The following is a 15,316-nucleotide window of genomic DNA, read 5'->3' on the forward strand; positions in this document are numbered from 1 at the left end:
CGAAGATGCGAACCCGGAATCTCGAGATTCCGGGTTCGATGCTTCGCATCGCCCCGGAATGACGGAGGGAGCCTCACGCGTTGAACCATCCCACCGCGTCGCCGGTGAAGGAGTAATACAGCCCCATCGCCGTCAGTGCGCAGGAAATCACCTCGATGCCGCTGTCGAACGCCAGGCCCTTTGCGCCGATCACCTGCACGAGCGAAATCACCGACAGCACCAGCGCTGCCGCCAGCACCCAGCGTGGCCAGTTCTTGCGGCGCTGTGCGGCGAGCCAGACGAAGTAGACCAGAAGCAGGATCAGGCCGGCCGCCATCAGAGTCGCCACGTTGACCATCTGCGCGGTCATGTCGGCCTTTGGCGTGCGGTCCTGAAACGCCACCGACACCGAGTCCAGCGTCAGCGACATGTACAGCAGAGCCTCAAACCACACTACGTTCCGGGGTACGTTCATCGGGCTTGTTCTTCTTTACTGCTTGATCATTCCTTGGGGAATTCCAGCCCCATTTCCCGGTAGCGGTCGGGGTCGTCGCCCCAGTTCTCGCGCACCTTGACGAACAGGAACAGATGCACGGGCACGCCGACAATTTCGGCGATTTCTTTCCGCGAATGCGCGCCGATCGACTTGATGGTGGCGCCGCCCTTGCCGAGCACGATCTTGCGCTGGCTCTCGCGCTCGACAAAGATCGTCTGCTCGATGCGAACCGACTTGTCCTTGCGCTCGGTCCAGCTATCGGTCTCCACCGTCGATTGATACGGCAATTCCTGATGGAGGTGGCGGTAGATCTTCTCGCGGGTGATTTCAGCCGCCAGATGCCGCAGCGGCGCGTCCGACATCTGGTCTTCCGGGTAGTGGAAGGGTCCGGGCGGCACCATCTTCGCAAGCGTCTTGCGCAGGTCATCGACGCCATCGCCCGACAGCGCCGAGATCATGAAGGTGCTTTCGAATTTCATGCGCTCATTGGCGGCCTGCGCCAGCGCCAAAAGCTTCTCGCGCGGGATCAGGTCGATCTTGTTCAGCACCAGGATTTTCGGGTGTTGAACCGACGCAAGCTTGTTCAGGATCGCGTCGGCCTCGTCGTCGATCCCGGCCTTGGCGTCGAGCAGCACGCAGACGAGGTCGGCATCATGGGCCCCGCTCCAGGCGGTGGACACCATGGCGCGGTCGAGTCTTCGTTTGGGCGAGAATATGCCGGGCGTATCGACCAGGATGATTTGCGCATTGTCCTCGATCACGATGCCGCGGATCAGGGCGCGGGTCGTCTGCACCTTGCGCGAGACGATGGTGACCTTGGAGCCGACCAGCGCGTTGACCAGCGTGGACTTGCCGACATTGGGCGCGCCGATCAGCGCGACAAAGCCGCAGGCGGTCTCGGCGGGCGCGCCGGGTGTGGGTTCAACTGTCATTGCTGCCGCCACCGACGCCTTCGCGTTCGATCATCACGGAGGCCGCGACCTTCTCGGCGGCGCGCTTGGAGCCGCCGACGCCTTCGGCGGGCACAAGGCCCGGCAAGTCGACGGCGACGCGGAACTGCGGGTCGTGATGCGGCCCGGTGCGCTCGATCTCGCGATAGACCGGCGTCGGCAATCCCTTGCTCTGGGCCCATTCCTGCAACACCGTCTTGGGATCGCGCAGCGGCCGGCGCGGCTTGCGCATCCGCTCCAGCCAGTTGCGCTCGACGAATTGCGACGCCGCGGCATAGCCGCCGTCGAGATAGATCGCGCCGATCACGGCCTCGCAGATGTCGCCGAGCACGGATTTGCGCAGGCGCGCGCCCGCCCCTGCGCCTACCGCGCCGAGCTTGATGTCGTCGAGCAGCCCGAGCGATTTTGCGACGTCGGCGCAGCTTTCCTTGCGCACGAGATCGGCCAGCCGTTTCGACAATTCGCCCTCGTCGGCCCGCGGATAGGCGCGATACAGCATGTCGGAGATGATCAGCCCAAGCACGTGATCGCCGAGGAATTCCAGCCGCTGATAGCTGTCGGCGCGATGGCGGGTCGCGGGCTTCAAGGCGGAGACATGGGTAAAGGCGGTCGTCAGCAGCGCGGGATCGGAAAATTTGTAGCCGATGCGTCCCTCGATCGCGGCAGCGGCCGCCTTGGCCCCGGCCTTGCCACGCCTCTTTTTCGGCGCGGCGGCGCCGGCGGCTTCGGCCCGCTGGCCCGGCTCACCCGAGGTCGATGTGTCAGGAATGGTCGCTGTTTCGTCGATCATCGCACGATTGTGAATAGGCGATTCCAGCGCACGGCGGTCGGCCAGCGCCAGAACATCCAGGCATGTTCGCCCTCGGCAATGGAGAAGAAGATCATCTGCGCCCGGCCGACGATGTTCTCGAACGGCACATAACCCACCGCCGACAGCACGCGGCTGTCGGTCGAGTTGTCGCGGTTGTCGCCCATCATGAAGAAGTGGCCGGCGGGCACGGTGTAGACGTTGGTGTTGTCGTAGAAGCCGTTGTCGACGCAATCGAGAGATTCATAGCTGACGCCGTTCGGCAGCGTTTCCTTCCAGCGCTTGACGCGCGCGGTGGCATCCGAGCCGCAAGGGTCCTCGCCGATGAAATCGGACAAGCGCTCGCGCTTGATCGGCTTGTCGTTGATGTAGAGCAGGCCTTCCCGCATCTGGATGCGGTCGCCTGGCAGGCCGATCACGCGCTTGATGTAATCGGTGGAGTCATCCTTCGGCAGGCGGAACACCACGATGTCGCCGCGGTTCGGCTCCGAGCCGAAGATGCGGCCCGAGAACAGCGGCGGTGACAGGGGAATGGAGTAGTGGCTGTAGCCGTAGGAATATTTCGAGACGAACAGGTAATCGCCCACCAGCAGCGTCGCCTTCATCGATCCCGAGGGGATGTTGAACGGCTGAAACAGGAAAGTGCGGATCACGAGCGCGATCAGGAGAGCGTGGATGACGACGCGGATGGTTTCACCCAAGCCGCTTTCAGATTTTGTGCTGGAGGTCACGCTCATCGCTTTCCCAATTCCCGCGAGCCCTTGCCCGCACGGTGGCAGAACGTTTTCCGCACGCGAATCGCCTGATACGTTCGCGTCAGGAAAATGGTCTCGATACTGAAGTTGAGAGCCAATTCCGGCGCTAACCTGAATCGGCCCTGGCTCGAACACGTTGCTCGCGGCGTTTTAGACGGTTGTTCGTGGGCGCGCAATCAAGCGCCCCGTAAAAACTTCATAATCCATTGATAAATCAATGATTTTTAGTTTTATATTGAATCCCCGGCGCAAACGCCTGCGCGGTTCAAGATTTGCCGGGAACGACCGCCGAAATTATGACGAAGGCCTGCGCCAGCGGCCAGTCGTCGGTGATCGACAGATCGATCCGCACCTCGAACCCCTCCGGCGTCAGCGCCTCGAGCCGGGCCAGCGCGCCGCCGGTCAGTTTCATGGTCGGACGGCCGCCCGGCAGGTTCACCACCCCCATGTCCCGCCACCAGACGCCGCGCCGGATCCCGGTGCCGAGCGCCTTGGAACAGGCCTCCTTGGCAGCGAATCGCTTGGCGTAGGTCGCGACCACCATCTTTTCGCTATTGGCGCGCCGCGCCGCCCTGGCGCGCTCGGCGTCGGTGAAGATGCGGTCGAGAAAGCGGTCGCCATGGCGCTCGATCACCTTGGCGACCCTTGTGATGTCGATCAGGTCGGAGCCGATGCCGATGATCATGGCCGGCCTGCGATTTTCTGGCGGCCGCGGTCCATCGCGGCCCGCATCTGCCGCACGGTCTCGCCAAGGCCGACAAACAGCGCCTCCCCCATCATGAAATAGCCGATGTTGAGTTCGGCGATCTCGGGCAGCGCGGAAATCGTCTCGGCCGTCTGGTAGTCGAGGCCGTGGCCGGCATGGACCTCCAGCCCCGCGGCGCGCGCCAAAGCCGCGCCCGCCACGATCCGCTGCCATTCCGCCTCGGCCTTTGCGGTGTGGCCGTCGACCACGGCGTCGCACCAGCCGCCGGTATGGATCTCGATCACGGGCGCGCGCAATCTCGCCGCCATTTCGATCTGCTGCGGGTCGGCTGAGATGAACAGCGACACCCGGATGCCGGCATCGTTGAGCCGCGCGATGAAGGGGGCCAGCGCATTGTGCTGGCCGACCACGTCGAGCCCACCCTCGGTGGTGAGTTCCTCGCGACGCTCCGGCACCAGGCACACGGCGTGGGGTTTTGTGGCGAGCGATATCCGCAGCATGTCTTCGGTCGCCGCCATCTCGAAATTCAGCGGCTTCGATATCTCGGCCTTGAGCCGGGCCATGTCGCTGTCGCGGATGTGGCGGCGGTCCTCGCGCAGATGCGCGGTGATGCCGTCGGCGCCGGCCTCGATTGCAGCCAGCGCCGCGCGCACCGGATCCGGCCGCGCGCCGCCCCGCGCATTACGCAAGGTGGCGACGTGGTCGACATTGACGCCGAGGCGGAGCGGAGGAACGGGCATGACGGTCTCACAGACTGAATTGCAGCAGCAGAGATAGCACGGATGTCATGCGCGGGCATGACCCGCGCAGCCGCAACGACGATACCGCCTATCCATTGACGCGCTCAACCTTGGCGACGACAGCTTTGGCGCGCAATTGAGCGATAATTGCACTGAGATGCTTGAGGTCATAGACCTCGAGATCGATGGTCAGCTCGGTGAAGTCGGGCGAGCGACGCGACATGCTGATATTGTCGATATTGCCGTCATGCTCGGCGATCACAGTGGCGACCTGGGCGAGGCTGCCGGGCTCGTTGACGTTGTGGACCAGGATCCGCGCCGGAAAACGCTGCGGCATGGTCTCATCGATATCCCAGCGCACGTCGAGCCAGCGCTCCGGCTCCTCCTCGAAATCCTTCAGCGCCGGCGACTGGATCGGATAGATCGTGATCCCCTCGCCCGGCGTGACGATGCCGACGATGCGGTCGCCCGGCACCGCACCGCCGTTCGGCGCGAACTTCACCGGCAGATCGGAATTGATGCCGCGCACCGGGATGACTGAGGCGCTGCGCGCCGGATGCGGCGGCGATTTGAGCTTCAATTTAACCGCGAGGCTCTTCTTGGCCCCGTAGCGCACCATCCGCTCTTCCTTGTAGTCCGGATACATGGCGCGGGCGACGTCGGAGGCCTTGAGTTCGCCGCGCCCGACGGAAGCCATCACGTCCTCGATCGAGGCGCGCGCCAGCCGGGGAAGCGCGCCCTTCAGCTTGTCGTCGGCGTATTCGATCTTGGCGCGGGCGAACAGGCGATCGATGATGCGGCGGCCGAGGCCGGCATATTGATCACGTACCGCGGTGCGGGTCGCGCGCCGGATCGCGGCGCGGGCCTTGCCGGTGACCGCCAGCGATTCCCAGGCCGAGGGCGGCGCTGACTGGGCGACCGAGGTCAGGACCTCGACCTCGTCGCCGTTCTGCAGTTCCGACGACAAAGGCGCGAACTTGCCGTTGATCTTGCAACCGACGGCCGAGTTGCCGACATCGGTATGCACGGCATAGGCGAAGTCGATCACATTGGCCTGACGCGGCAGCGCGATCAGCTTGCCCTTCGGGGTGAAACAGAACACCTGGTCATGGAACAGCTCGAGCTTGGTGTGCTCCAGGAACTCTTCCGGATTGGCGCTCTCCGAGAGGATTCCGACGGTGTGGCGGAGCCAGGCAAAGGCGTTGGATTCGTGCTTGAGCCGCTCGGTCGGCGATCCCATGCCTTCCTTGTAGAACGCATGCGCTGCGATGCCGAATTCCGCGATCTGGTTCATTTCCTCAGTGCGGATCTGCAGTTCGACGCGCTGGTTGCCGGGGCCGATCACGGTGGTGTGGAGCGAACGGTAGTCGTTCTGCTTCGGCGTCGAGATGTAGTCCTTGAACCGGCCGGGAACTACCGGCCAGGTGGTATGCACGACGCCGAGCGCGGCGTAGCAGTCTTCGACATCCTGCATCACGACGCGGAAACCGAAGATGTCGGACAATTGCTCGAAGCCGACCGATTTGCGCTCCATCTTGGTCCAGATCGAAAACGGCTGCTTGCGGCGGCCATAGACGCGCGCGGTGATGCCGTTCTTCTGCAGGTTCTTGGAAAGCTGGCTTTCGATCTCGCCGATCAAATTGCGGTTACGCTCGGCCAGTGCGTCCAGCCGCTGCATCACCACGGCATAGGCTTCCGGATCGAGCGTATGGAACGAGAGGTCCTCTAGCTCCTCGCGCATCTCCTGCATGCCCATGCGGCCGGCGAGCGGCGCATAGATGTCCAGCGTCTCCTCGGCGATGCGGCGGCGCGAGGCGTGCGGCACGAATTCCAGCGTGCGCATGTTGTGCAGGCGATCGGCGAGCTTGATCAGCAGCACGCGAACGTCGTCGGCGATCGCCAGCAAAAGCTTGCGCAGGTTCTCGGCCTGCTTGGCTTCGCGCGAGACCAGCTCCAGCCGTTTCAGCTTGGTGAGTCCTTCGACCAGCGCGCCGATCTCGTGGCCGAAGATGTTGTCGATCTCGGCGCGCGTCGCCTCAGTATCCTCGATGGTGTCGTGCAGCAGGGCCGCTACGATGGTGGCGTCATCGAGCTTGAGGTTGGTCAGGATCGCCGCGACCTCGAGCGGATGCGAGAAATAGGGATCGCCGGAAGCGCGGGTCTGCGTGCCGTGCGCCTTCATCGCGTAGACATAGGCCCGATTGAGCAGGTCTTCGTTGGTGTCCGGATTGTACGAGCGGACGCGCTCGACCAGATCGTATTGCCGCATCATGCGCGAGCGCGATTTCGGCTTCTCCGTCACAGGCGAGGTCGGCGCGACCGCGACCTGGCCGGTTGCGGCCTGCATTTGCCGGGAACTGCGGCGCCAATACGCCATCCAATTACTGCCCTCTTCCACCAGACCCGGAGGGGTCCCACTGGTTACGTATCTAATGCGTTTTCGAACGGCGATGCACGCCGCTCGGGCCGCGAAACGGTTCAATTTCGCTTGGGCCAGCGGCTATCGAACGCCCAACCCGGTGACCCGCCGGACAGGCTAAGTCAGCCGATTTCTGCCGCGCCGGCCAAGAACGCATTGTAACCGCAAAATTGTCAACAAAAGCAAAGGCCCGGACGGATGTCCGGGCCTTTGACAGATCGGGGAGTTTGGGACGGTCCGGGATGTTCCGGATCACTCGTCCTCTTCGGGCTGCTCTTCCGGCGGCGCCAGGCCTTCCAGGCCCTTGAGGAGCTCTTCCTCAGTCATGCGCTCGACCGCGACCTCGGTGTCGTCGGCATCGACGCTGGCGCCGGCCGAGCCGATCAAAGGCACGGTATCGGGCTCAGGCTCGTCGACTTCGACGAATTTCTGCAGGGAATGAACCAGTTCCTCGCGCAGGTCTTCCGGGGAAATAGTGGAATCGGCGATTTCCCGCAGCGAAACGACCGGGTTCTTGTCGTTATCCCGATCAACCGTTAGTTGTGACCCGGACGAGATCATACGGGCGCGATGTGCAGCCAGCAACACCAGGTCGAACCGGTTGTCGACCTTATCAATGCAATCTTCCACGGTGACGCGCGCCATAGACTGTCGCTCCGTTATTTGGGGCCAAATATGTCGGTATTGGGGGCTAGTTATAGCGGCGGAGGCCGTTTCGCAAGACTAAATTTGTGATTTGCCTTCCTAATGGGCTCTGATACCCCAGCTTCGGGGCCAGAATGGCCGGAGCGTCCAGACGCGGCGAGGTTGCCGTACAGGACAAGTAAATCTCTTCATTGCACTGTCAAAAGTCTAGGTTTTTCGCCCTCGCCTCACCATAATTGCAGTGGTGACTGTCGTGGGGCACGATTCACCGAACTTTAGGCAACAGACCTAGAAAGTGCGCGCGGTCGATAGCCGCTGCGCTAGAAAAGCTAACAACAACGTGAGAACCATTTGATGTCACCCGCTTCCAACAAGATTGCGCTCTTCATTGATGGCGCCAACCTTTATGCAACCGCCAAGACGCTCGGCTTCGACATCGATTACAAGCGCCTACTCAAGGAATTTCAGAGCCGAGGGACGCTGTTGCGTGCGTTCTACTACACGGCGATCATCGAGGATCAGGAATACTCCTCGATCCGTCCGCTGATCGATTGGCTCGACTACAACGGCTACACCGTCGTCACCAAGGCGACCAAGGAATTCATCGACGCTTCCGGCCGGCGCAAGGTGAAGGGCAACATGGACATCGAACTCGCCGTCGATGCCATGGAACTCGCTGAGCATGTCGACCAGATCGTGCTGTTCTCGGGCGACGGTGATTTCCGTTCGCTGGTCGAAGCGGTGCAGCGTCGCGGTGTTCGCGTCACGGTCGTTTCGACCATTTCGAGCCAGCCGCCGATGATCGCCGACGAACTGCGCCGCCAGGCCGACGTCTTCACCGACCTCGTCGAGCTGCAATCAAAACTGGGCCGCGATCCGTCCGAGCGCCCTGCCCCGCGCGAACCGCGTCATCACTCCCCGCAATTCCTGCAGCGCGCGACCACGGTGGCGCCGCGGGGCGGCGAGGACGAATTCGACGATTGAGAATGAGCCAGTACACTGCTAGAGCCTCGGTTCTGATTGAAACAGAACCGGGGCTTTTTGTTTTGATGCGCGTTCTTGACGCGAACCGGATCAGCTCCGGGGCCTGGTTTTCGCTCGAAGCGCTTTGAAACATGACCGGCCTACCTGCCCCAACTTCTGCCGAACCTGACCGCAACTGCCCGCTCTGCCCGCGGCTCGCCGAATTTCGCGCAGAGGCCCGCGCGAAGCAGCCGGATTGGCACAACTCGCCGGTTGCTTCATTCGGCGATGCCAATGCGCAACTGTTGATTGTCGGACTGGCGCCGGGCCTGCAGGGCGCCAACCGCACCGGACGCCCGTTCACCGGCGACTACGCCGGCGACTTGCTGTACGCGACCTTGCTCGAATACGGCTTTGCCAAAGGCGTCTATCAGGCACGTCCGGATGACGGACTGAAGCTGGTCGGTTGCCGGATCAGCAACGCGGTGCGCTGCGTACCGCCGCAGAACAAGCCGTTGCCCATCGAGATCAACACCTGCCGGCAATTCCTGGTCGCGACCATCGCGACGATGCCGAAGCTTCGCGCGATCGTGGCGCTCGGGCGGATCGCCCATGAATCGACATTGAAGGCACTCGGCCTGCGCAATGGCGCCGCCCCCTTTGCGCACGGTGCCGTGCATGGCGTGGGCGCCGTCAGGCTCTACGACAGCTATCACTGCTCGCGCTACAACACCAACACGCGGGTGCTGACGCCGGAGATGTTTCGCAACGTGTTTGCGAAAGTGCGGAAGGATCTGGATTCGTAGGGTGGACAAAGCGCAGCGTGCCCACCATTGACGCCAACGATTTCGGAGAGGTGGTAGGCACGCTTCGCTTTGCTAATCCGCCCTGCCGGCTATTGCCGTTGCCCCTGATAAAATCGAGCCCGATAATCCTGCGGCAACACGTGTAGACGGCGGCGGAAGGCGCGCCGCAAGTGCTCTTCACTTTGAAATCCCGCGCGTGCCGCGATTTCCTTGATGCTGGCGACGGATTCTTCCAGCGCCCTGCGGGCGGCCTCGACGCGAAGCTCTTCCACCGCTTTGCCGGGCGTCCGGCCGGTCTTTTGCCGAAATACGCGCGCGAATGTGCGGGGGCTCATTCCTGCCCTTTCGGCCAGACTCTCCACACGCAAATCACGGCCGAGATTATCCTGCATCCAGTTCGAGATATTTTCGAACGCCCTGTCTTCGGACGACTGCAGTGACAGCGGCACGCTGAATTGGGCCTGCCCCCCGGGCCGCTTCAAAAACACCACCAAACGGCGTGCGATACGCATGGCTTCGCGGTGTCCGAGATCATCTTCCAGCAAGGTGAGCGCAAGATCGATGCCTGCCGTCACCCCCGCAGACGTCCAAATTCCGCGGTCGTGAACGAAGACCGGATCGACCAACACCGAAACGTCGGGGTATTGGGCGCTGAGCAGATCGCAGGAGCCCCAATGGGTGACAGCGCGTCGCCCATGCAGCAGGCCGGCTGCAGCCAAAACAAACGTACCGGTACAGACGGAGCAAACACGTCTTGCGTTCGGCGCAGCCAAGCGAAACCATTCGACAAGCGCGGCCTCCGCAGAAGCACGATGAACGCCGGGCCCGCCACCGACGACGAGCGTGTCGATATTGATGCGGTCGCAGTCGGAGAGGGAGGTTGTCATCACCTCCAGGCCGGACGAGGTTCGAACCGGCCCGCCCTTCAACGAGCAGATCTGCCAGACATAGGGCGCACGGCCGGCCTCGGCGTTTTCGCAGGCAAGCTCAAATGCCTGCAGCGGCCCGGCGAAGTCGAGCAGCAGGCAATCCTCAAACAGAACGAAGACCAGACGGCGGGCTTGGGAACGAGCCATGAGCGGGCCTTGTCAGAGCAATCTTGGCAGGAAATGCGTGTATTATGACATTTCGGCAAACCCGCGGGCCTGTCAACCTGCCTTCGTTCAAAACGGAGGTGCACCATGTCCGGCAAGCCGATCGACATCGGAATTCTGTTCTTTCCGGGGATGACCCAACTGGATGTTACCGGACCTTTCGAAGTCTTTGCCCGCCTTCCGAACGTTCGCGTGCATTTGCTTTGGAAACGCATCGAACCTGTCATCAGCGACGTGGGCCTGCCGCTGCTGCCGACCACCATTTTCGCCGACTGCCCGGATCTGGACGTGTTCTGCATCGGCGGCGGCCCGGGGCTGGTCGACTTCCTGGGTGATGACGAGGTGATTGCGTTCGTTCGCGACAAGGGCGGATCGGCTCGCTACGTCACCTCGGTTTGTGCGGGCTGCCTGATCCTCGGCGCCGCCGGCCTGCTCGACGGATACAAGTCGGCCTGCCATTGGCTGATGAGTGAGCAGCTTGCCGCCTTTGGCGCCATCGCGGTCAACGAGCGCGTCGTGATCGACCGTAACCGCATTTCCGGGGGTGGTGTTACCGCCGGAATTGATTTTGGCTTTCAGCTCGCATCCAAGCTGTGCGGCGAAGACGTCGCGAAGAAACTCCAGCTTATGCTGGAATACCAACCGCAGCCGCCGTTCGATATCACGGTGCAGAATGCGCCGCCCGAACTGCTTTCCCAAATGCGCCTTGAGGCCGAACCCTGGCTTCGCAAGCGCGCCGCGGCGGTACAGAAGGCTGCTCTAAAGCTCAAATCACATGCGATGACGGTTGCTTGACCCGTTGGTTAGAGGGCCGGAAACGTGGCGCCACACCTGGAAAGATACCCGCATGATTTGGAACGGCCGCGCGAACCCGAGAAGAGCGATACTCCGGGTTGCTGCTCTTTTGATCTTTGGGGCACCAATCGGATCCTTCGCGGCCGCCCGCGCTGCCGAACTCTCCGGTGGCGTCGTCCGGATCGGCATCATCAATGACCAGACCGGCCCATTGTCCGATTTGAGCGGACCAGGGTCGATCGCTGCCGCCAGGATGGCGGCCGAGGATTTTCAGAAATCGGTGCCATCGATCAAGGTCGAGATCGTCGTCGCGGACCATCAGAACAAACCGGATATCGGCGTAGGAATTGTCCGGAAATGGTTCGACGTCGATGGCGTCGACATGGTCGCCGACGTGTCCAACTCGGCCGTTGGCCTCGCCATCCAGTCACTGGCGCGCGACAAGAACAAGATTGCCGTCTATTCGGCCGTCGCGACCACCGAACTTAACGGCAAGCAATGTTCCCGAAACGGCCTGGCCTGGCTCCACGATTCCTACAATCTGGTGTCGGGACCGATCCGTACGCTGGTCTCGCAAGGCTACGATACGTGGTTCTTCATTGCGGCCGATTACGCGTTCGGGAAGAACATGGTGCTGGAGTCGCAGCGCGTGCTCGCGGCAACAGCAGGCAAGTCGCTCGGCGCCGTGTATCACCCGATCGGCACTGCGGATTATAGTTCGTTCATTCTGCAGGCCCAGGCGTCCGGCGCCAAGGCCATCGCCTTTGCCAATGCTGGCGAGCAGCTGGTGACCTTGATGAAACAATGGAACGAGTTCGGCATGAATACGGGCAGTCAAAAGCCTGTCGCCGAGCTGATGTTCATCACCGATGTTCATGCCATGGGCCCCAAAATTGCCAAGGGCCTGACGACCCTCACGGCGTGGTATTGGGCGTTGAACGACGAGACCAGGGCCTTCGCGCAGCGCTTCTACAAGCTTCGGGGCGCAATGCCCACGGCACCGCAAGCGGCGGTTTATTCGGGTGTCGGTCACTATCTCAAAGCCGTTGCAGAGGTTGGTACGGATGCAACGGATCCGGTGCTGGAAAAAATGCGTTCGATGCCCGTTGACGACTTCTACGCAAGGGGCGCGAAGGTCCGCGAGGACGGAAAGCTGGTGCACGACTTCTACCTTGTCCAGGTGAAGGATCCATCCGACGTCAAGGCCCCCTGGGAATACTATAACGTCCTCGAAAGAGTTCCGAGCGGCGACATTTACTCCGCGTTGGCTGATAGTGAATGCCCATTGATCAAACGGGCCCGTTGACAGGCTTGGCGTAGAGCAGATTAGTTAGATTAGTTAGTTTGCCCACCCGACAAGACTAAGACACGCTTACGCCGGATTTTCCCTCAGCCACGCCAGCACGTCGGCGGCATTTCGGTCCGGCGGAAACACCGGATAGAAGACCCGAGTGATGCGGCCGCCATCGACGATCAACGCGAGCCGCTTGATCAGCGTCAGTCCGGCCACCTGCATGGTCGGCAGCTTCAGGGCGCGGCTCAGCGCCAGCTTTTCATCCGACAACACCGGGAACGGCAGATGCAGCCGTGACGCCATCTCGGTCTGGTAGACGTTGTCCTGCGTCGAGAGGCCGAACACGTGGTTCGCGCCGGCGGCCTTCAGCTCCGCAAACAGGTCACGGAACGAGCAGGTTTGCGGCGTGCAACCGCGTGCGCCGGGAATCATATCCCAGTCGTCGACGAGGCTGATCTTGCCGGGCTCGCCGGTGCGAGGATAGGCGAATACGACGGTGCGGCCGGCAAGCGCGGACAGCGTCACCGAACGGTCGTCGGTGGCGAGCAACGTGACCGGCGGAATCATCGTGCCCGCCAGATGCGCCGCCGCGCCGTCGTCCTCCGGCGCCGGGATCTTGCTCCAGTCGACTTCAAGCAGGTTCTTCTGGTTCATGGACACCATTCTCCATCAGTGCCGTAGGATGGGTGGAGCGAAGCGATACCCATCAACCACAAGCACTGATCCACGATTGCCATGATGGGTTTCGCTGCGCTCTACCCATCCTACGATACCTCGCAATAACGGATAGACCTTTCTATCCCCGCGCCCGCATCAGGCGGCCTTTTTCCCGGCCCCAATCGCGTTTCTTTTCGGTCTCGCGCTTGTCGTGCAGCTTCTTGCCCTTGGCGATCGCCAGCAGCAGCTTGGCGCGGCCGCGCTCGTTGAAATAGAGTTTTAGCGGAATTAGCGTCATGCCTTCGCGATCGACCGCGCCCATCAGCTTGTTGATCTGCTTTCGGTGCAGCAGCAGCTTGCGCGGCCGTTTCGGCTCATGGTTGAAGCGGTTGGCCTGCAAATATTCCGGAATATTGGCGTTGATCAGCCAGATTTCGCCGCCCTTGGAATCCGCATAGGATTCGGCAATCGTGGTCTTGCCGTTACGGATCGACTTCACTTCGGTGCCGGTCAGCGCGATGCCGGCTTCGATGGTGTCCTCGATCGCGTAGTTGAACCGGGCCTTGCGGTTTTCGGCGACAACCTTGATCGGGCGCTCGTTCTTCTCAGCCACGTTAGCCCTTCTTGAGGAGATCGCGGATCTCGGTCAGCAATTCTTCCTGCCTGGTCAGCTTCGGCGCGGGCCCAGCTTCATCCTTGCGCTTGAGCTTGTTCATGGCGCGAATGACCACGAACAGCACGAACGCGATGATGAGGAAGTTCAGCGTCAGCGTGAGGAAACTGCCCCAAGCCAATACCGCGCCCTGCTTCTTGGCATCGGCAAGATTGTTGGCAGTCACCGCCTTCGACAGCGGCGTGAAATAGTTCGAGAAATCGAGACCACCGGTGATCGCGCCGATGATCGGCATGATCACATCGCCGACCAAGGAGGTCACGATCGCGCCGAAGGCCGCGCCGATGATGACGCCGACCGCGAGGTCGACGACGTTACCCTTCATCGCGAATTCGCGGAATTCCTTCAGCATCTTGGCTTCCCCTCTTCGTTCTCCGCGCGAGGTCAGCCGTTGGCCTAGTTGATCAGGCCGGCATGCACCATGGCGCTGCGCACGGCGACCCGCGTCGGCTCGGACACCGGCACCATTGGCAGCCGCAGCTTCTCGTCGATCTTGCCGAGCAGCGAGAGCGCGTATTTCACCGGCGCCGGATTGCTTTCGATGAAGAGGTTGTTGTGCAGCGGCATCAGCTTGTCATGCAGTTTGAGCGCGGTGGCGTGATCGCCCTTCTGCCATGCCGTGTGGAATTCCGAGCACAGCCGCGGCGCGACGTTTGACGTGACCGAGATGCAGCCATGGCCGCCATGCGCCATGTAGCCGAGGATGGTGGCGTCCTCGCCCGACAATTGGTTGAAGTCCTCGCCCATCGCCGCGCGCTGCTGCGACACCCGCACCATGCTGGCGGTCGCATCCTTCACGCCGGCGATATTCTTCAGCTCGAACAGCCGCGTCATGGTCTCGACCGACATGTCGATCACCGAACGGCCGGGGATGTTGTAGATGATGATCGGAATCCCGATCGCATCGTTGATCGCCTTGAAGTGCTGGTACATGCCTTCCTGGGTCGGCTTGTTGTAATAGGGCGTCACCACCAGCACGGCATTCGCGCCTGCCTTCTCCGCGTGCTCGGCGAGCTCGACGGCCTCCTTGGTCGAATTGGAGCCCGCACCCGCGATGACGGGCGCCCGCCCCTTGGCCTCGTCGATGCACCATTCGACGACGCGCTTGTGCTCGTCATGGCTCAAGGTGGGGCTTTCGCCGGTCGTGCCGACGGGCACCAGGCCGTGGGTGCCCTCAGCGATCTGCCAGCTCACTAGGCCACGGAAGGCTGCCTCGTCGAGCGAGCCGTTCTTGAATGGCGTGACCAAGGCGGTGAACGAACCCCGGAATTTTGTCTTGGCTGCCATGGGCTTCCTCCAAACGCTTAAGAAACGGCACGACCGAAACTGGATTTCAATTCATATCGGGTCTGGCGATCAGGCGAAAGGGCTGTGCCGTGCTGCCCTAGCGCTTTGTTTTGACGCTGTTTCTCGACGCGGACCGGTGCCTGACTAGCTCGGAAGGCCTATAGCCGCGATTTTGCCGCGGTGATGGCGCAAACAGGACCGGTCGCGACGTTTTAGCATTTTGTCCACATATTCAATCAAATAGACCTA

Annotated in this window: 18 protein-coding genes; 4 read left to right on the forward strand and 14 right to left on the reverse strand. The window is 61.9% G+C overall.

All coding sequences use genetic code 11. The annotated features are described in order from the left end of the window. Positions 1-73: 73 nt before the first annotated feature. The 8 genes from C7G61_RS20515 to rpoZ form a co-directional block, all read right to left on the reverse strand. A complete protein-coding gene (locus tag C7G61_RS20515; protein WP_108517679.1) occupies positions 74-454 on the reverse strand; it encodes a hypothetical protein in 381 nt (126 codons plus the stop codon). Between the two features lie 26 nt (positions 455-480). Then, complete coding sequence (gene era / locus C7G61_RS20520; protein ID WP_108517681.1) at positions 481-1,407, reverse strand: GTPase Era; 927 nt, start codon at positions 1,405-1,407, stop codon at positions 481-483. Then, entirely contained in the window at positions 1,397-2,215 is an 819-nt protein-coding gene (gene rnc / locus C7G61_RS20525) for a ribonuclease III (RefSeq protein WP_108517683.1), read from the reverse strand. Before rnc ends, era begins: the two co-directional genes overlap by 11 nt. Then, positions 2,212-2,970, reverse strand: coding sequence for a signal peptidase I (lepB, locus tag C7G61_RS20530; protein ID WP_108517686.1), 759 nt, complete (start codon positions 2,968-2,970; stop codon positions 2,212-2,214). The genes rnc and lepB overlap by 4 nt, the downstream gene beginning before the upstream one ends. A 283-nt stretch (positions 2,971-3,253) precedes the next feature. Beyond that, complete coding sequence (gene acpS, locus C7G61_RS20535; RefSeq protein WP_108517688.1) at positions 3,254-3,673, reverse strand: holo-ACP synthase; 420 nt, start codon at positions 3,671-3,673, stop codon at positions 3,254-3,256. Beyond that, a complete protein-coding gene (locus tag C7G61_RS20540) occupies positions 3,670-4,434 on the reverse strand; it encodes a pyridoxine 5'-phosphate synthase (protein WP_108517690.1) in 765 nt (254 codons plus the stop codon). Before C7G61_RS20540 ends, acpS begins: the two co-directional genes overlap by 4 nt. Before the next feature lie 88 nt (positions 4,435-4,522). Continuing rightward, on the reverse strand, positions 4,523-6,811 hold the full coding sequence (locus tag C7G61_RS20545) for a RelA/SpoT family protein (protein WP_108517693.1): 2,289 nt from the start codon (positions 6,809-6,811) through the stop codon (positions 4,523-4,525). Positions 6,812-7,105: 294 nt separating this feature from the next. After that, complete coding sequence (gene rpoZ, locus C7G61_RS20550) at positions 7,106-7,498, reverse strand: DNA-directed RNA polymerase subunit omega (RefSeq protein WP_024512695.1); 393 nt, start codon at positions 7,496-7,498, stop codon at positions 7,106-7,108. Positions 7,499-7,852: 354 nt separating this feature from the next. Here rpoZ and C7G61_RS20555 point away from each other — a divergent pair, with 354 nt between their 5' ends. Together C7G61_RS20555 and C7G61_RS20560 are read left to right on the forward strand one after the other, a co-directional pair. Continuing rightward, positions 7,853-8,482, forward strand: a complete 630-nt coding sequence (locus C7G61_RS20555) for a LabA-like NYN domain-containing protein (RefSeq protein WP_108517696.1) — start codon at positions 7,853-7,855, stop codon at positions 8,480-8,482. Positions 8,483-8,613: 131 nt separating this feature from the next. Then, the gene (locus C7G61_RS20560; RefSeq protein WP_108517698.1) at positions 8,614-9,267 is read left to right on the forward strand and encodes a uracil-DNA glycosylase; all 654 of its coding nucleotides are present in this window, start codon (positions 8,614-8,616) and stop codon (positions 9,265-9,267) included. Positions 9,268-9,356: 89 nt separating this feature from the next. Here C7G61_RS20560 and C7G61_RS20565 read toward each other — a convergent pair whose 3' ends face one another. After that, positions 9,357-10,343, reverse strand: a complete 987-nt coding sequence (locus C7G61_RS20565; RefSeq protein WP_108517700.1) for a GlxA family transcriptional regulator — start codon at positions 10,341-10,343, stop codon at positions 9,357-9,359. A 105-nt stretch (positions 10,344-10,448) separates the two neighbouring features. Here C7G61_RS20565 and C7G61_RS20570 point away from each other — a divergent pair, with 105 nt between their 5' ends. Next, complete coding sequence (locus C7G61_RS20570; protein ID WP_108517702.1) at positions 10,449-11,156, forward strand: DJ-1/PfpI family protein; 708 nt, start codon at positions 10,449-10,451, stop codon at positions 11,154-11,156. Here C7G61_RS20570 and C7G61_RS46120 read toward each other — a convergent pair. Further along, the gene (locus C7G61_RS46120; RefSeq protein ID WP_244608398.1) at positions 11,128-11,475 is read right to left on the reverse strand and encodes a hypothetical protein; all 348 of its coding nucleotides are present in this window, start codon (positions 11,473-11,475) and stop codon (positions 11,128-11,130) included. The genes C7G61_RS20570 and C7G61_RS46120 overlap by 29 nt on opposite strands. On the opposite strand from C7G61_RS46120, the gene C7G61_RS20575 reads away from it, so the two are divergent. Further along, the gene (locus C7G61_RS20575; RefSeq protein WP_244608394.1) at positions 11,377-12,462 is read left to right on the forward strand and encodes an ABC transporter substrate-binding protein; all 1,086 of its coding nucleotides are present in this window, start codon (positions 11,377-11,379) and stop codon (positions 12,460-12,462) included. The two genes, C7G61_RS46120 and C7G61_RS20575, sit on opposite strands and share 99 nt — an antisense overlap. Before the next feature lie 66 nt (positions 12,463-12,528). On the opposite strand, the gene C7G61_RS20580 is transcribed toward C7G61_RS20575, so the two are convergent. From C7G61_RS20580 to dapA, 4 genes are all read right to left on the reverse strand, one after another. Then, a complete protein-coding gene (locus tag C7G61_RS20580) occupies positions 12,529-13,104 on the reverse strand; it encodes a peroxiredoxin (protein WP_108517706.1) in 576 nt (191 codons plus the stop codon). Between the two features lie 142 nt (positions 13,105-13,246). Next, positions 13,247-13,720, reverse strand: coding sequence for an SsrA-binding protein SmpB (gene smpB / locus C7G61_RS20585; RefSeq protein WP_108517708.1), 474 nt, complete (start codon positions 13,718-13,720; stop codon positions 13,247-13,249). A 1-nt stretch (position 13,721) separates the two neighbouring features. After that, a complete protein-coding gene (gene mscL, locus C7G61_RS20590; protein WP_108517710.1) occupies positions 13,722-14,132 on the reverse strand; it encodes a large conductance mechanosensitive channel protein MscL in 411 nt (136 codons plus the stop codon). 44 nt (positions 14,133-14,176) lie between these two features. Further along, on the reverse strand, positions 14,177-15,067 hold the full coding sequence (gene dapA / locus C7G61_RS20595; protein WP_108517713.1) for a 4-hydroxy-tetrahydrodipicolinate synthase: 891 nt from the start codon (positions 15,065-15,067) through the stop codon (positions 14,177-14,179). Positions 15,068-15,316 lie beyond the last annotated feature (249 nt).

It is taken from the genome of Bradyrhizobium algeriense (assembly GCF_003062295.1).
In the GTDB taxonomy this organism is placed as follows: Bacteria; Pseudomonadota; Alphaproteobacteria; order Rhizobiales; family Xanthobacteraceae; genus Bradyrhizobium; species Bradyrhizobium algeriense.